At 37.7% G+C, this 14,779-nt stretch carries 13 protein-coding genes; 9 read left to right on the top strand and 4 right to left on the bottom strand.

Annotated elements, in window-relative coordinates:
• The first annotated feature begins 86 nt into the window (after positions 1-86).
• The 3 genes from tnpA to MKL51_RS12540 all read left to right on the top strand — a co-directional run bounded on the left by tnpA (position 87) and on the right by MKL51_RS12540 (position 2,481).
• Positions 87-470 (top strand): IS66-like element accessory protein TnpA, encoded by a 384-nt coding sequence (tnpA, locus tag MKL51_RS12530; protein ID WP_004646130.1) that lies wholly within the window; start codon positions 87-89, stop codon positions 468-470.
• Positions 467-802: an IS66 family insertion sequence element accessory protein TnpB gene (gene tnpB / locus MKL51_RS12535; RefSeq protein ID WP_004832949.1), complete on the top strand. Its 336-nt coding sequence runs from the start codon at positions 467-469 to the stop codon at positions 800-802. Before tnpA ends, tnpB begins: the two co-directional genes overlap by 4 nt.
• A 74-nt stretch (positions 803-876) precedes the next feature.
• A complete protein-coding gene (locus MKL51_RS12540) occupies positions 877-2,481 on the top strand; it encodes an IS66-like element ISAba46 family transposase (RefSeq protein ID WP_017402503.1) in 1,605 nt (534 codons plus the stop codon).
• A gap of 95 nt (positions 2,482-2,576) precedes the next feature.
• Here MKL51_RS12540 and MKL51_RS12545 read toward each other — a convergent pair whose 3' ends face one another.
• Together MKL51_RS12545 and MKL51_RS12550 are read right to left on the bottom strand one after the other, a co-directional pair.
• Positions 2,577-3,851, bottom strand: a complete 1,275-nt coding sequence (locus MKL51_RS12545; RefSeq protein WP_226789439.1) for an LlaJI family restriction endonuclease — start codon at positions 3,849-3,851, stop codon at positions 2,577-2,579.
• The gene (locus MKL51_RS12550) at positions 3,848-5,602 is read right to left on the bottom strand and encodes an McrB family protein (protein ID WP_226789438.1); all 1,755 of its coding nucleotides are present in this window, start codon (positions 5,600-5,602) and stop codon (positions 3,848-3,850) included. The genes MKL51_RS12545 and MKL51_RS12550 overlap by 4 nt, the downstream gene beginning before the upstream one ends.
• Before the next feature lie 126 nt (positions 5,603-5,728).
• On the opposite strand from MKL51_RS12550, the gene MKL51_RS12555 reads away from it, so the two are divergent.
• Together MKL51_RS12555 and MKL51_RS12560 are read left to right on the top strand one after the other, a co-directional pair.
• A complete protein-coding gene (locus tag MKL51_RS12555) occupies positions 5,729-6,514 on the top strand; it encodes a DNA-methyltransferase (protein WP_079878060.1) in 786 nt (261 codons plus the stop codon).
• A complete protein-coding gene (locus tag MKL51_RS12560; protein WP_065996244.1) occupies positions 6,511-7,572 on the top strand; it encodes a DNA cytosine methyltransferase in 1,062 nt (353 codons plus the stop codon). The genes MKL51_RS12555 and MKL51_RS12560 overlap by 4 nt, the downstream gene beginning before the upstream one ends.
• A 299-nt stretch (positions 7,573-7,871) precedes the next feature.
• On the opposite strand, the gene MKL51_RS12565 is transcribed toward MKL51_RS12560, so the two are convergent.
• The gene (locus MKL51_RS12565; protein ID WP_005264124.1) at positions 7,872-8,096 is read right to left on the bottom strand and encodes a hypothetical protein; all 225 of its coding nucleotides are present in this window, start codon (positions 8,094-8,096) and stop codon (positions 7,872-7,874) included.
• Between the two features lie 152 nt (positions 8,097-8,248).
• Between MKL51_RS12565 and MKL51_RS12570 the strand changes: the two genes are divergently transcribed.
• From MKL51_RS12570 to MKL51_RS12585, 4 genes are all read left to right on the top strand, one after another.
• Entirely contained in the window at positions 8,249-8,494 is a 246-nt protein-coding gene (locus MKL51_RS12570) for a hypothetical protein (protein ID WP_005130387.1), read from the top strand.
• Between the two features lie 380 nt (positions 8,495-8,874).
• A complete protein-coding gene (mobC, locus tag MKL51_RS12575; RefSeq protein ID WP_065996242.1) occupies positions 8,875-9,363 on the top strand; it encodes a plasmid mobilization relaxosome protein MobC in 489 nt (162 codons plus the stop codon).
• Entirely contained in the window at positions 9,347-11,827 is a 2,481-nt protein-coding gene (locus MKL51_RS12580; protein WP_068520166.1) for a relaxase/mobilization nuclease domain-containing protein, read from the top strand. The genes mobC and MKL51_RS12580 overlap by 17 nt, the downstream gene beginning before the upstream one ends.
• Before the next feature lie 209 nt (positions 11,828-12,036).
• Complete coding sequence (locus MKL51_RS12585; protein ID WP_065996236.1) at positions 12,037-12,861, top strand: Abi family protein; 825 nt, start codon at positions 12,037-12,039, stop codon at positions 12,859-12,861.
• Positions 12,862-13,495: 634 nt separating this feature from the next.
• On the opposite strand, the gene MKL51_RS12590 is transcribed toward MKL51_RS12585, so the two are convergent.
• The gene (locus MKL51_RS12590) at positions 13,496-14,704 is read right to left on the bottom strand and encodes an IS256-like element ISAba26 family transposase (protein ID WP_000343018.1); all 1,209 of its coding nucleotides are present in this window, start codon (positions 14,702-14,704) and stop codon (positions 13,496-13,498) included.
• Between the last annotated feature and the right edge of the window lie 75 nt (positions 14,705-14,779).

Raw genomic sequence — 14,779 nt, forward strand, 5'->3', positions numbered from 1 at the left:
GTAAGCGTCCGCTGAACACACCTTCTGAATTCATCCTATAAGCCTTAATTTAGTCCACACTTAAAAACAAGTGGGGACTAAAATTTATGACTACAAATCACCAGACATCCATCGCATCTCTTGCGAAAAAACGAAGAACATACAGTGCTGAATTTAAACAGCAGATCGTTCAGGCTTGTAAAGCACCGGACGTTTCAATTGCTTCGGTCGCTTTGCAACATGGATTGAATACAAATCTTGTATCCAAATGGATTCGCTTAATTGATGCTAAGCCAGGGAATGATCGCTCACCACTACCGAATAAACCTGCATTTATTGCCTTATCTTGCTCTGCACCATTAGATCCTACTCCTACTGACATGTTAAAGGTTCAAATTACTTTACCCCACTCAAAAGCAGAAATTGGCTTGAAATGGCAAGTATCAGAAATATCTGCTTTAGCAGAATTACTCAAGGCACTTGCAACATGATCCGCATTGATGAAATCTGGCTTTCTACCCAACCTCTGGATATGCGAGCAGGGATGGATATTGTCATGGCTCAGGTGGTGAGAGCCTTTGGCTACATCAAACCGCATTGTGCTTACCTGTTCTGTAATAAACGTGGCCATCGCATGAAAGTGCTGGTACATGATGGACTGGGCATCTGGCTGTGTGCCCGGCGGCTGGAACAGGGAAAATTCCACTGGGCGCAGGTTCACCAGGGTGAAAGCATGGCGATAAGTCCGGAACAGTTACAGGCACTGATCCAGGGTTTACCTTGGCAGCGCATTGGACGACAGCAGGTGGTGACGATGCTTTAAACCAGACTGTTCCATTCTGCTATTCTCCAAACGTTCTATTTCATTCTTCTCATGACCTCAGGCATACTGCGGTCATGAATACGCTGCCTGACTTAAGCCAACTGACCCATGAACAACTGCTGGAATTCACCAGACAGTTGGCAATGCAGCATCAGTCTCTGGCAGAATCAAATCAAGAGTTAGAAAAATCAAACCAGCAATTGGATGCCAAAGTTCAACATCTTTCTATTCTCACTCAAAAATACGAGCATGAACTGGCGCTGTTTAAAAAGCACAAATTCGCCCAAAAGAATGAACACTTAACGGCAAAACAAATCCATCTGTGGGATGAAGCGGTTGAAGAAGATATTGCCGCGGTTGATCTAGAACTGGAGCGGCTGAATGCAGATAAAACCGATGCAGTGACACACAAAGCCACAGTCAATAAACCTAAACGTCGACCACTGCCAGATCATCTACACACCATCCGTATTGAGCATGAACCTGCATCAACCCAATGTGCTTGTGGATGCCAACTCCGGCGTATCGGCGAAGATGTCAGTGAAAAACTGCATTTCAGACCGGCACAGTTCTATAAGGAACAGCATATCCGTGGCAAATGGGTCTGTGATCAGTGCGACACCCTGACTCAGCAAGCGATGCCAGCCTATGTGATTGATAAAGGCATTGCTTCACCTGAACTGCTCAGCCATGTGTTGGTATCGAAGTATGCCGATCATTTACCGCTGTACCGTCAGCGCCTGATCTATCAGCGGGCGGGCATTGATCTGTCCAGATCCACGTTATCTGACTGGATTGGTCGCTGCGGTGTGGAACTGGAACCTCTGGCCAATGCCTTAAAACAGGTGGTGCTGCAACAGCGGGTGATCCATGCCGATGAAACGCCGGTCACCATTATGCGGATGGGTGAGAATGAGAAAAAACCGAAGAAAGGTTATGTCTGGGCCTATGCCACCACACAGTACAATCCAGTTCAAGCGGTGATCTATGACTTTCAGGATAGCCGTTCAGGTCAGCATGCAGAAGAGTTCCTGAATGGCTGGCAGGGCCATCTGGTCTGTGATGATTACAGTGGTTATAAAGCACGCTTTAAATCAGGCGATGTCATTGAGGTGGGCTGCATGGCACATGCACGTCGTAAATTTCATGAACTGCATGTGACCGGGAAAAGTCAGATCGCTGAACAGGCATTAGTGCTGATTCAGAAACTGTATGCCATAGAAGCAGAACTCAGGAAAAAGACCGATAGTACAGCAGAACACCGCCGCGAATACCGACAACAGCACAGCCAACCGGTGAGGCAACAACTGTATGAATGGCTCAACCAACATGATCTGACGGTGCCATCGAGTTCTCCAACCGCCAAGGCGATCAATTACAGTCTGAAGCGTTGGCCAGCCTTAAGCCGCTATCTGGATGATGGCAATCTACCCATTGACAATAACTGGGCAGAGAACTCAATGCGTCCCTGGGCATTGGGCCGTAAGAACTGGTTGTTTGCAGGTTCGCTGCGCAGTGGACAGCGAGCGGCAAATATCATGACTTTAATCCAGTCAGCAAAGCTGAATGGCTTGGATCCGTATGCCTATTTAAGTGATGTGCTGAAAAAGCTACCGACACATAAAGTGACCCAGATTGAAGAGTTACTGCCACACTGCTGGAAACCTAAATCGAATTAAAAAATTGGTATGGGATTCAGCGGACGCTTACGCCCTACCTAGCAGCCAAATACGAAAAAGCCCAACAGGAGTCGGGCTTTTTTATTAACTAAATATTAGATGTAATCCGTGATGTAAACCTTTTCAGATTTTAAATATTTTTCTATTACATCATTGGGATCTAAATATAAGCATTCAATAGGAACAAAGTCTTCCGTTAATTTCACTAGCTTTTCTACTTCTTTAGATTCATCTCGATAAGTCATTTGAATTTTAGATATCAAGTTAGTGACACCAGGAAATATAAAAATATTTTTGATTTCTTTAAGCTCAGGATAAATGAGTTTAATCGCTTTAATATAGAAAAATTGCTTAACTAAATCTGACCATCCTGGAGCATCAGTTGCTCCTGTGGCCGTATAGTATTTACTATCTATGACCCAGCAACGATTCTCATCTTTAATAAATATATCTAAACGCATGCCCTTTTGAGCTGAGATTTCAGTTAACTCTATAGGACCTGAAAATTGATATTGAGGTATAGGTAATAAAGAATTAATTTTTAAATCAACATCGTGAAAAATATTTTTAAGCAAGAACTCCCAAACATAATGAAATTTTCGAATTCCGATCACAACATTATTTGAACCAAGTTCGTGAATCCGTTCTAAATATCTAATAAGTAATTGTAAAGTTCTAATTTCAAGTGATACAAAAGTCGAATGTAATCTTTGCTTCAGTAAAGAAATTTTCTGATTTATATCCAACTCATTGAATAAGATTTTCTCAGCTAATTGATCCTCGGATACAAAATTAAATCTGTCATCTAGCCAATGGAATTTTTTAAAAATATCTAAAATAATTTCACAGTGAATACTTGAGATTAAATCATCCTGATAGACAGAAATCGGATATTTTTGAAGATCCAAATATACTGGAACATCATCACTAGTAAAAACAGGAAATTCTCTATTAACAGTTTTAGACCAATTCGTTCGACCTTTTTCACTATAACTATGCGTTTTAGATCTTAGTATCCCTACATTAAAATACAGGTCAACGATTTCAAAAATGTCTGTTAAAGAAATCTCTTCGATAACACTACCTTGTTCATCTTCATCATATGCTAATAGACTGGAATCAACTGAATTTTTATAAAAATGAATGGCTTTTATTAGGTTGCCTATTGATTTAACGTGATTACCAAATGATTTTGCAGGAGTAAAACAGTATGTGCAGCCATCAAAAATAATGACTCCACAAAATGTAATTTTCATTCCCTGATTAACAACATCAATACCATCAAGTACCTTTAATTTATCAATTACAAAATCAGGAATTTCCTTTAGAGTGACAATTTTTTTGTCTTCAAAATATCGATATTCCATCATTCTGTTTCAGTCTTATCTGTTTTATCTTCATCTTTTTTACTTATAAGAGTTTCTATAAATTTTTCAGAAAAGATACACTTTCCATTTGAATACATTTGATGTAGTTGACCATAGCTATGAATATCACGCTTAAATATTTCATCATTATGGTTTTTATATTTGAGAGCATCATCCCATAAGTATGAACAAATTTTACCAATAAAAGTATCTTTGGCAGTCTCTTCTGTAAGATCACTATCATTAACAAACCATGGCCCAATAAGCTTATCTTCTACAACTTTTAGTTGAACTAAAACCGTATTTATCGCCTGTGCTAAAGTTTTCCATTCTATGTTCGAAAGGTCGGCATGATAGATAGGGATTAATCCTGTTGCACATTCGGTAAAATTTATCGGTAAGTATTCAAAGATCCAACGACGTTTGAAGGCTGTATCCAATGGGAAAACAGCCTGATCACTACTATTCATCGTTGCAATGATTGATAGGTTGTTAGGTATGATCAGTTGGCGATTTAAAATAAACTCATTGGTTTTTAGACCAGGTACATTATTTAATTCATCAAATAAATCTTCATCCTGTATCAGAATTGGATATTCACTTTTCCCTTCTTTATCCCTGTCTAATAATTGAAAAATCTCTCCGAACACAGCTGCAGTATTTGCTCTATTAAGCTCTTCAATGACTAAAAAGTAATGAGTGTGTGGATTCAAAAGTGCTTTTTCAAGAATCTGAATAAAGGGACCTTTTCGGAAACTATAAGTAATGTTTCCACTAGAGTCTTTATGTGGTTTTAAACAGCCAATAAAGTCTGAATATTGAGTTTCTGGATGAAAAACTGTACGAATATAGTTTTTACCCACTACTTTACTAACTGTGGCACTTTTTCCAGCACCTGGGGCACCATAAATGATTTTGTTATAGCCTTTAATTTCACTTGAGGTTGGGCTAGATCCAGTATCCGTTTCTTCATCTTCAATAAGACTTTCATCATCATAATTGACACTAAAAATATTAAATAAATTATCAATACGGCTTTTTTTGTTCTGTAATTCTATAGGCGTTAGAGACGTTGAATTAGGATATAAATCATATAAACCTTGCTTAGTAAAAGATTTTAAAATTCTAGAAGGACCATTTTTGAAAAAGTCTATTTGTCCATCAAATTTTTTATATAGCCGATCTTGTTCTGTGTCATCTGCTAATTTATATTTCGTTTGTTCGACAAGAAAACTAATAAACCCTGAAAATTGTTTAAAGAATTTATGAGAAACAAAGTTATCTTTATTTAAAATTAAAATAAATAGATCTAAATATTCATCTAAGGAGTGTTCGACAAAGCAATCAAATAAATCTATGAAAGAGGTATATTCTAATTTCTTGTCATACCTATTACCACCAGATCTTTCACATGAATTCGAGAGGCTGATATCTAAATGAGTTGTATATGCTACTTTATAGCAGTTAAGTAAGCCTACCTGTAAGTGTTCAATTTGTGCCGCTAATAGAGGGCTATTATCAAACACTTTGGAATCATACTTGGCATATGTATTCAAAAAACTGTCTAATGCTGTCAGAATAGTATCTTTAAATTTTATTTTTTTCAGGCCATCTAAATCTGTAAACTCTTCAGAGTATTCAATAACTGTATGTTTATTATTAGTTTTCCATATTAGATATACTGTAACAAATGCTTCTAAATGCTCAGGAAGAGAAGATTTTATTCCTAATCTTGGGGATACACTTTCAATCACAACTCATTCCTTAAAATTTTATTTCACAACTTAGCTTTACAAAGCGTCAATTGAGGACGCAGAGAAAGTACAAGACTCTATAATATTGGTATCATACAACAATTAAGTTAAATATTTTGCTGTCAAATGAATTCTCAATTAAATGAACACTATCTAAATCATCATGTTAGCTTAGATAAACAGCAATATAGAGACTCCTCTTCTGTACTCCTTAATCTAGACTGCTTAGCAGGACTAGAGTTACTTAAGGATGAATCAGTTCATTTATGCCTAACAGATCCACCATATAACTTGGGAAATTTCATGAAAGGTCGAAATACTGGAGTATTTCGATTAAGAGAAAATCATTTTGTAGCTAGTGGTTGGGATGATTTAGCATATGAAGATTGGTATGTTCAAATGCTAGATTTTCTTCAATTAACATATGCAAAACTAGCTCCAAATGGGGCTGTTATTATCTTTATGTCTATCATGAAAGTTGAGAGCATTATAGAAATTGCGCAAAAAGCTGGTTTCTATTACAAAACTACTGGGATATGGCATAAAACGAATCCAATGCCTAGAAATATGAACTTAACCTTCGTTAACTCAACAGAAGCTTGGATTTACTTCGTTAAGAAAGGTCCTTCGGGGACTTTTAACAATAATGGCAAATTATTGCACGATTTTATTGAAACTGGTCTTACACCAAAATCTGAAAAGAAATTTGGAAAGCATCCAACTCAGAAGCCTGAGAAACTTATCCAACACTTTGTAGAAATTCTATCACACCCAAATGATTTGATCATTGATCCATTCATGGGAAGTGGAACAACAGCTGTTGTATCTAAAAAATGTGGACGACGTTTCTTTGGTACAGAATTAAATTCTGAATATTTTGACTCAGCTTGTAATCGAGTTAAGGATGTATGATGTTAAAAACTATTGATCTATTTTCTGGTGTTGGTGGTATGTCATACGGCTTTGAAATGGCAGGATTTCAAAGTCTTTTAGCTGTAGAAAAAGAGCCAAATATCGCAAAAACCTACCAACTTAACTTCCCATATTCAAAAGTAATAAATGAAGATGTCACTAATTTAAAAATTAGCGAAGTCTTTGCGAATATGGTTGGAAAAATCGATGTGGTGTTTGGTGGACCACCATGCCAAGGCTTTTCTCAAAAAGGTAAACGCCTAAGCCTTGATGATGAAAGGAATTATCTTTTTAAATATTTTTTAAATGTTGTTGAATATGTTCATCCCAAAGCTTTTGTGATTGAAAATGTACCTAATCTTCTTACAACTAGTGATAGCTACTTTTTCAATTTGATTAAAGAAGATTGTGAAAAAATGGGATATACCATTAATGCACAAATTTTAGATGCATCTGATTTTGGTGTGCCTCAACAAAGAAAGAGAGCTTTTATTGTTGGTATTAAAAATAATAAATGTTTCGATTTCTCTGAATTAAATCGAAAAGCGCCTCCAAAATTACATGAGATTTTTTCTGATTTACCTAAGCTTGTAGCAGGAGAAGGTGAAGAGTTTTACGAATATACGTCTCAAATTAAGACTGAATATCAGTCATATTTGAGAGAACATTCATTAAATATTCGAAATCATCAAGCAACGAATCACTCTCCATTAGTCCTTGAACGTCTTAAAATGATTCCTCATGAAGGTGGTGGTAAAGAAAGTTTGCCTCAAGAACACCTTACTAAATCAATTTACAGTGGTACATGGACACGTTTAAGAAGTGATGGGATAGCAAGGACTATTACAACTCGATTTGATACTCCATCATCAGGTCAGTTTACCCTTCCTCAACAAGATCGATGCTTAACAGTTCGAGAGGCTGCTAGAATCCAATCATTCCCTGATCATTTTATATTTTCTGGTCCAAAGTCTAATCAAATGCTTCAAGTAGGGAATGCTGTTCCTCCTTTACTTGCATATGCTATAGCGCATAAATTAAAAGACTATATTGCATAGAAGGAAAAAGAATAGGGAAATAGATTTCGCTATTTAACATAAAAACTCTTATGCACAGTTGGGTTGTAAGCCCCAAATAGAAATGTCCGATTTGGATGAGTGATGTCAAACAGAAGCCATCAAACCAGATGTTATTCCAAACGGTGCTCAGCCGATATAAATACACTGGTTCTCAAAACCCGAAACTTTATTGAAAAGTTCTATCGAGGTTTATAAGTACCCGAAACGAAAAAATGCCTGAACTTCAGGCATTTTCTACATCATCACTAACAGCTTAAAACAATCAACAAACGAGAGTCTTAGTCTTTTGAATATGACTTAATTTTTTCGAAAATAGGATAGAAATCCAATCCCTCATCTTTCATCGTAGAAATCAACGCAACAATTACAGCGATATGTGTAGGCACGACACCTTGTTTACTGTAATTCGTAATCGAATTAGGTTTCATGTCCAATAATTCAGCAAATTCTTTAATTGAAAGCCCTGCTTTACCGATAAGACGTTGAAATTCAGTATATGGCATTTGATTAAATTTATAGAAATGGTGTCTTGAGATTATAGCATAGGGTTACATTTACATAAAAACACACAAAAATATGTGTTAAACACACATTTTTGTGTGTTATAAATAGCTTATCAACTAATCTATTTACCATCTCTATAGGAGAAAACATTATGTATTCATACCCTAATGCAAATACTGAAAAGAAAATTGCACTTATGATCATCAATGACTTTTTCATCCAAAAAGCACATGAACTTTGGATTTTTTTACAACTCGATCAGTGCTTTAACGATTATGAAGCAACACTAATTTGGACTCGACGGTATTTAGAGGAACATCCAGAAGGTGAATACAGCGATATTCAAAAAGCATTTCTGTCTTGTTTTCCAGAAAATTTCTTTAATTTTGACTATTAATTTATGACTACCCTTTCCTCTTTTGTAGCATTTGAAATCAAAGTAACCGCTACAAAAGAGGAAAAATTCAAACCATAAAAAACAGAAAAATGAAAGTCTTAGATTCACTTTATAAAAAATTATTTATTGAGACAAACACACATAAAACATAAACCATTTTCATGAACTAAAAAAAATTTCGACCATCTTCCGATTTACTATTGAAGGTATAAAGGGGATCGGAATGCAAAAAGCAAGCCTACCTGTATATACAAATTCTTCGAATTTTATATACAGGGCTTGTTAGGAGGGAGCCCCTCCTAAGACCACCCTTAGCCCATCACAGATGGGCAGCTCAACTTCGTTGAGCTAAAAGCAAAAGCCTTTCATAGGGGAATGGGATGCGAACAAAAAATAAGATTTTCAGATTAACCGAACTGCAATTAGAGCAGTTGGAAGCCTATCTAAAAAAAGAAAGCATGACCTTTACGGACTTTATTCATTCACTCATTCAGCAGGAGATAATGAAAGATGTGATCACGGTTAAACGACTACACGACCAAGAAGAACCACCAAGAATCAAAACAAAAACGGTTTTACAGGTTATCAATCGGTATCAGCATAGCGACCCACTACTTCTGCTTGAGCTTTCCAAAATTGGTAACAACTTGAATCAAATGGCCAGGGCATTGAACATCATTAAAAATGCCGACACCCAAGAGCAACGCAAGTTGAATATTTTTGGTTGCTTCCAAGTTTTAAAAGCCATGCAGACAGAACTAGAAAATCTGTCCCCCACTTTACCTAATCTCAACCGACAGCCACCTGAACGCATTGAAAAAAAACTGGACTCACTTCAGTCAATGGAGATCGATGAAAGTGCATATTAAGTTTTTAGAGCACGGTAAGGGATCGGCTGCACACGCTTCAGCTTATCTACTGGATGACTTGGATCACAAAGGACATGTACGAGCAGGAATCGAAGTTTTACGAGGCGATGCGACCACATTCAACGCCATTTGCAATGCCACCCCCCACTTGTGGAAGTACACATCGGGCGTGATTGCATGGTCACCTGATGATGCCCCGACTCAAGAGCAAATCCACGAAGTATTAACAGAGTTTGAGAAACATTCGTTTGCAGGGTTAGATCCATCACAGTACCACCTGTTTGCTGTACTGCACACTGACGATAATGGCTCAAAGCATATCCACGTTTTGATTCCACGTATCGACCTGGCAAGTGGGAAAGCAATGAACATTGCACCACCTGGTCATCAAGACCACTTCGACCCACTGCGAGATTACTTCAACACCAAGTATGAATGGTCACGCCCAGATGACATACGGTGGGTCAGGGAAGTACAAGAACCCAACTGGGTTGCCAAAATCAATAAGAGTGCAGAAAAAATCATTCCAAAACAAAATCTTGAAACCATGAAAAGAAAGCAGTTTGTTAGATATGTGGATGCTCACATCCGTGAAATGATGAAACTTGGAGAGATTGTAAATCAGGCTGACATCGTTGCGGAAATTCAATGTTTTAAAGGAGTGAAGTCAGTAAAGGCAGGGAAAGCATTTGTATCAGTCACACTAGACAACGAAAAAGAAACCACACACCGACTTAGAGGAGACCTTTATTGTGAAAACTTCGAACTTGGAGCTTATGCAGAGCGTCTTAGACAGGCAGCAACAGGCCACCGACCTGATAGCGAGCTTGCAGAAGCTATCGGAGAAGCTGAGGAGCTTCTTGAGCTTAGTAGAGCAAAGCGAGCTGCCTATCATGCAAAGCACCACCCTTCTAAACAAGGTAGAAACCAAGACCACAGCTATAGAGTCGACTCTAAGCTCGATTTTGACCGAAATCGGGAACTTGAATCCCCAAGACCTGAAAGAAGAAAAAGCGAGCTTTCTAGCGCAATTAGACGCGACTCAAAAGATAATCTCGAATACAGATTTGTCGAAAATCCAAGAAGTTTCAGTTTCAGTCCAATCGTTGCAGACCGAAATCGACAAGGCAATAAACAGCATTTCGATAGATCAGAAGCAAGTCCAAGCCCTAGTCCAAGCCCAAGTAAAACAAGCGATAGAGAACCAAGCGGAGTTCACACAGACCGCAATCCAGTCTCTATTGCAGTCGCAAGCAGCCAAGCACACGACATGGGGAGTTACAGTGTTTGGAGTGCTGATGCTTTTAATGAGCTTATATACAACCTATCTGTCCAGTACGAACTTAAAAACAATCAGCGCCCAAAAAGAAATGATCCAACAAAACTCGCAGTCAATACAAAGCCAAATCAATTACCTGAACACTTTACGGAGATAAACAATGAAGACAGAAATAGATCAGTACCTAGCAGAACAAAACTACTTGCTGACGCAACAAACCGAATTATTGCTGGAGCAAGTCAGTTCATTAAAAACCATCTTGGATTCCTACAAGACGCTGGAACAAGACTTGAACAACAAAATCAGCGATTTAGAGAAAGAGAACCAAACAAAAAAGGATTTGATTTCGCAGATGAAATCGGAAATTTCACAGCTAGAACACGGAAATTTTTCAGCAGAATTTCAACAGAAATTAATAACCAATTTCACCTCTCAATATCAAAAGTTATGGATGAAGGTCTCAGAAGGTCAGGACTTAGTGAATATGCTAAAAAATATAGTGCAAACGGAGTTGAAAGACGAAAAGACACAGCTCAAGACCATACTCTTGAAGGTGTCGCAGATGCCTGCACCACAGGATTACAGCAAAGAAATAGAAGCATTGATCTCAACGGTAAGCGGCTTACAGACACAGATAAAGAGTGTCATGAGCTTGGTCGAGATATTGATCGACTAACAGCAGAAATCAGCAAAATACGTCCCAAACCTAAACCTGCCAAGGAATTTAAATACCTACGAGGTGATGCCTACTATCCTGACTATGCGCTTGCACATCAAGAGTTTTCAGCACAGCAAGACTATGCCTATCAGCATGGTAGAAAATTTGATGTTATTCATATAATTAGCAGGAAGTCAAAAAAACTTAACGATTACATGAATCGGGCAAGAAATATGCTGAACCAAAGTGACTATGAGCTAATAGAAAAAATCATAAAAAATGACGAAAGGATGCTCAAAAATTTGAAATGTGATGTTGTTTTAGAGCCACAAAATTCACGTTTTAAGGACGAAATATCCGCATACAAGGCCTGTTTAGACAACTTTGAAAGTATGAAATCAACCCTTGAGGCGGTCAAATCTCCAAAACCTAACAACATCACGTCTCAACCGAGCGATAGCGAGCTTAGAGTAGATCAAAGCCTAGACCCTGAGCTGGCCAATACTTTTAACTTTGAAAGTCCTTAAAGAAATCAGCCAACGGGATTTTTTAATGCTTCCCTAACAACATCGGAAATGGTGTCAAAAGTAATTTCTCTCTTTCGAGCATTATCAGAATAGAGTAACTAAAGATTATATAAGTAATCTTTAGCTTAATTTGTCCTGATTTATTTGATGTACACTAAGATTAGTGAATTGATTTATAATAAAAAAATTCGATCAATACAATTTATAAAATGCCAAAATCCTACATTATTCAATCAATAAGTAGCCATAGATTATCTTCATACAGGAGGATATTTAAATGCGGCACAGATGATGACTGCCTTCACTACTACCACTGGAATCAAGCTTTATCATCAGAGCTGTATATTCTGCTTAGTACGATTGAAGTGTGCCTAAGAAATAGGATACACGTAGCATTAAGCGAAGAAGTATCAGCAAAGTTCCCGAAAAAAGTTGAAAGCAACTTCAGATGGTATGAATATTTTAGCTTTGTGGATGTTGACCCTAATGGTGATCCTAAACAGGATAGAAAAGGTAGACCAATCTATACCGAAACAGGAAAAGCATTTAGAAAGATCACCCATAAAGGAGAAACAGACCTAAAGTTGCTGCCACAAATCATCGTGTCAAAACTCGAATTTGGAAAATGGACCTATGTATTATCAGCAAAGAAATACAATAATGGCGATTTGATAGATTGGCATAAGCTATTCCCTATCATCTTCCAAAACTTTACCAACATGGTGCCAGACAAGCATCACCAGATGATCATTGATCGTATTAAAACGGTCAAAGACTGGAGAAACCGATTGGCACATTTAGAACCAGTATGGAAATTCAGTGACGTGAAGGAAAAGGGTACCGGTAAAATTTTAATATATGAACCAACTAATCAAGTAGAAGTAATCAAGCGTTTGAATAATGAGATCCGCTATGCGTTACAGCTGCTTTCGTGGTTATGTGCTGTTACCTTAGAGCATTACAAAGCGACAAAGTCATACCAAAGGTTATTACACCTGGCATCAAATGATGGGATTAGGGAATTTTCGTGCTGACGTGAAAAAGGCCGGTCATTACTGATCGGCCTTTTTCGTATCTCTGCCTACAGATACCAGTCAATAACACTCCTTGGGTTAAAGACCTTATGAACCAAATCATCAGTTCTGTAAGACTACATGGTAATCATACCAATAACGTTGCAAATGTTGCAACATAATAATTATGACGGAAGTCATAAATAAAATTAGAGAACATAAATTGGAAGTTTTAAAAGTGGCATAGTTGCTGAAATATTAACTTTGAATTCATGGTATTAGTTCCCATGTAATTTAATTAAATGCTCTCGTATATACGATGATAGTAGAAAGGTATAATTAAAAATATGAATCTGCTGTTTCTGGTGCGTACTTGCTGTCTACCTGGTCCACTGGACAATCAAGCAGATAGAAATGATTTCGGTAAATAACGAAAGTAACCTGAAGGACATTATACTCGTAATGTCTTTCTGGCCCTGATCACCAAAATAGCCTAAGAATGATTGCTTAGGCTATCCAATCGACGCCCGGCTACTGATCATTGAATTGATTAAATCCAACTCTAATACCTGTTGAGCACTGCCAGCAGAAACGTGCTGTTTCGGTAAATGCTCTGCGTAAGAGCCTGTAAATTATTTTGTGTAAGTTCCATTTTTTATAAATGATCTTTTAATCGATCATCGAACTGAATCGTAAACCAATTCATTGCTAAACGCCAATTTTGAATTGGCATCGTCCATTTCTTCGCAGCATTTGATGTTGCTAAGTAAATGACCTTCTTTACTGAGTCATCAGATGAAAAGATTTTCCTTTTCTTCGTTGAATGGCGTATTACGCTATTCAACGACTCAATCGCATTTGTTGTATAAATTGCATGACGTATTTCGGCTGGATAGCTAAAGATCGTTCGGATATTTTCCCAATTGGCCCGCCAGGATTCTCCAATTTTGGGATACTGGTGATTCCATTGATCACAGAAGATGTCTAGGGATTTTAAAGCATTTTCCTCTGTACTTGCCTGATAAATCGCTTTCAGACCCGACGTAACAGCTTTGTAGTCTTTCCAGCTTACAAATCTCAGGCTATTGCGTACAACATGCACGATACACAGTTGAATATCAGTATGAGGGTAAACAGAGGCTATCGCGTCAGGGAAGCCTTTTAATCCATCTACACAGGCAACAAGAATGTCCTGTACTCCTCGATTTTTTAGCTCTGTCATGACTGACAGCCAGAATTTGGCACCTTCTGTCTGAGCAATCCACATACCCAGTAATTCTTTTTGCCCATCCATATTGATGCCTAAAGCAAGGTATACGGACTTGTTAATCACATTGGAGTGCTGACGGACTTTGACAACAATACAGTCAAGATAGACAACAGGATAAAGGCTATCTAAGGCTCTATTTTGCCACTCAGTCACTTGCTCAATCACAGCATCGGTAACTTTGCTGATGAGAGATGCTGACACATCGGCATCGTACATTTCTTTGAAGAAGGCTACAATTTCCCTATTAGTCATTCCTTTTGCATACAGTGAGAGGATTTGGTCATCCATACTGGTGATGCGTGTTTGGTGCTTTTTGATAATTTGTGGCTCAAATGAACCTTCTCGATCACGGGGAATATCTAAAGCCAGTTGTCCATCTTGAGTTGTAATGGTTTTAGAACTAAACCCATTACGGCTATTTGAGCCTTTCTTGGGCTGATGCTTTTCATAACCGAGATGGTCTGAAAGTTCAGTATTGAGTGCAGTTTCAATCATGAATTTTTTAAAGACTGCTGTCATTTGGTTTAAGTCTTCTGGTGTTTTTAGACCTTTAGCCAATTCGGCAGCCATACTTTTGATTGTTGCTTCATCCATGTGAAGTACCTTTTGTAATTATCCTCTGAAGGATAAATGAAAATTAAGTACTTACACAAAATTTAGAACAGTCCC

Origin of the sequence: Acinetobacter sp. AOR18_HL, from assembly GCF_027855145.1 — a bacterium.
GTDB classification, from domain to species: Bacteria; Pseudomonadota; Gammaproteobacteria; order Pseudomonadales; family Moraxellaceae; genus Acinetobacter; species Acinetobacter pittii.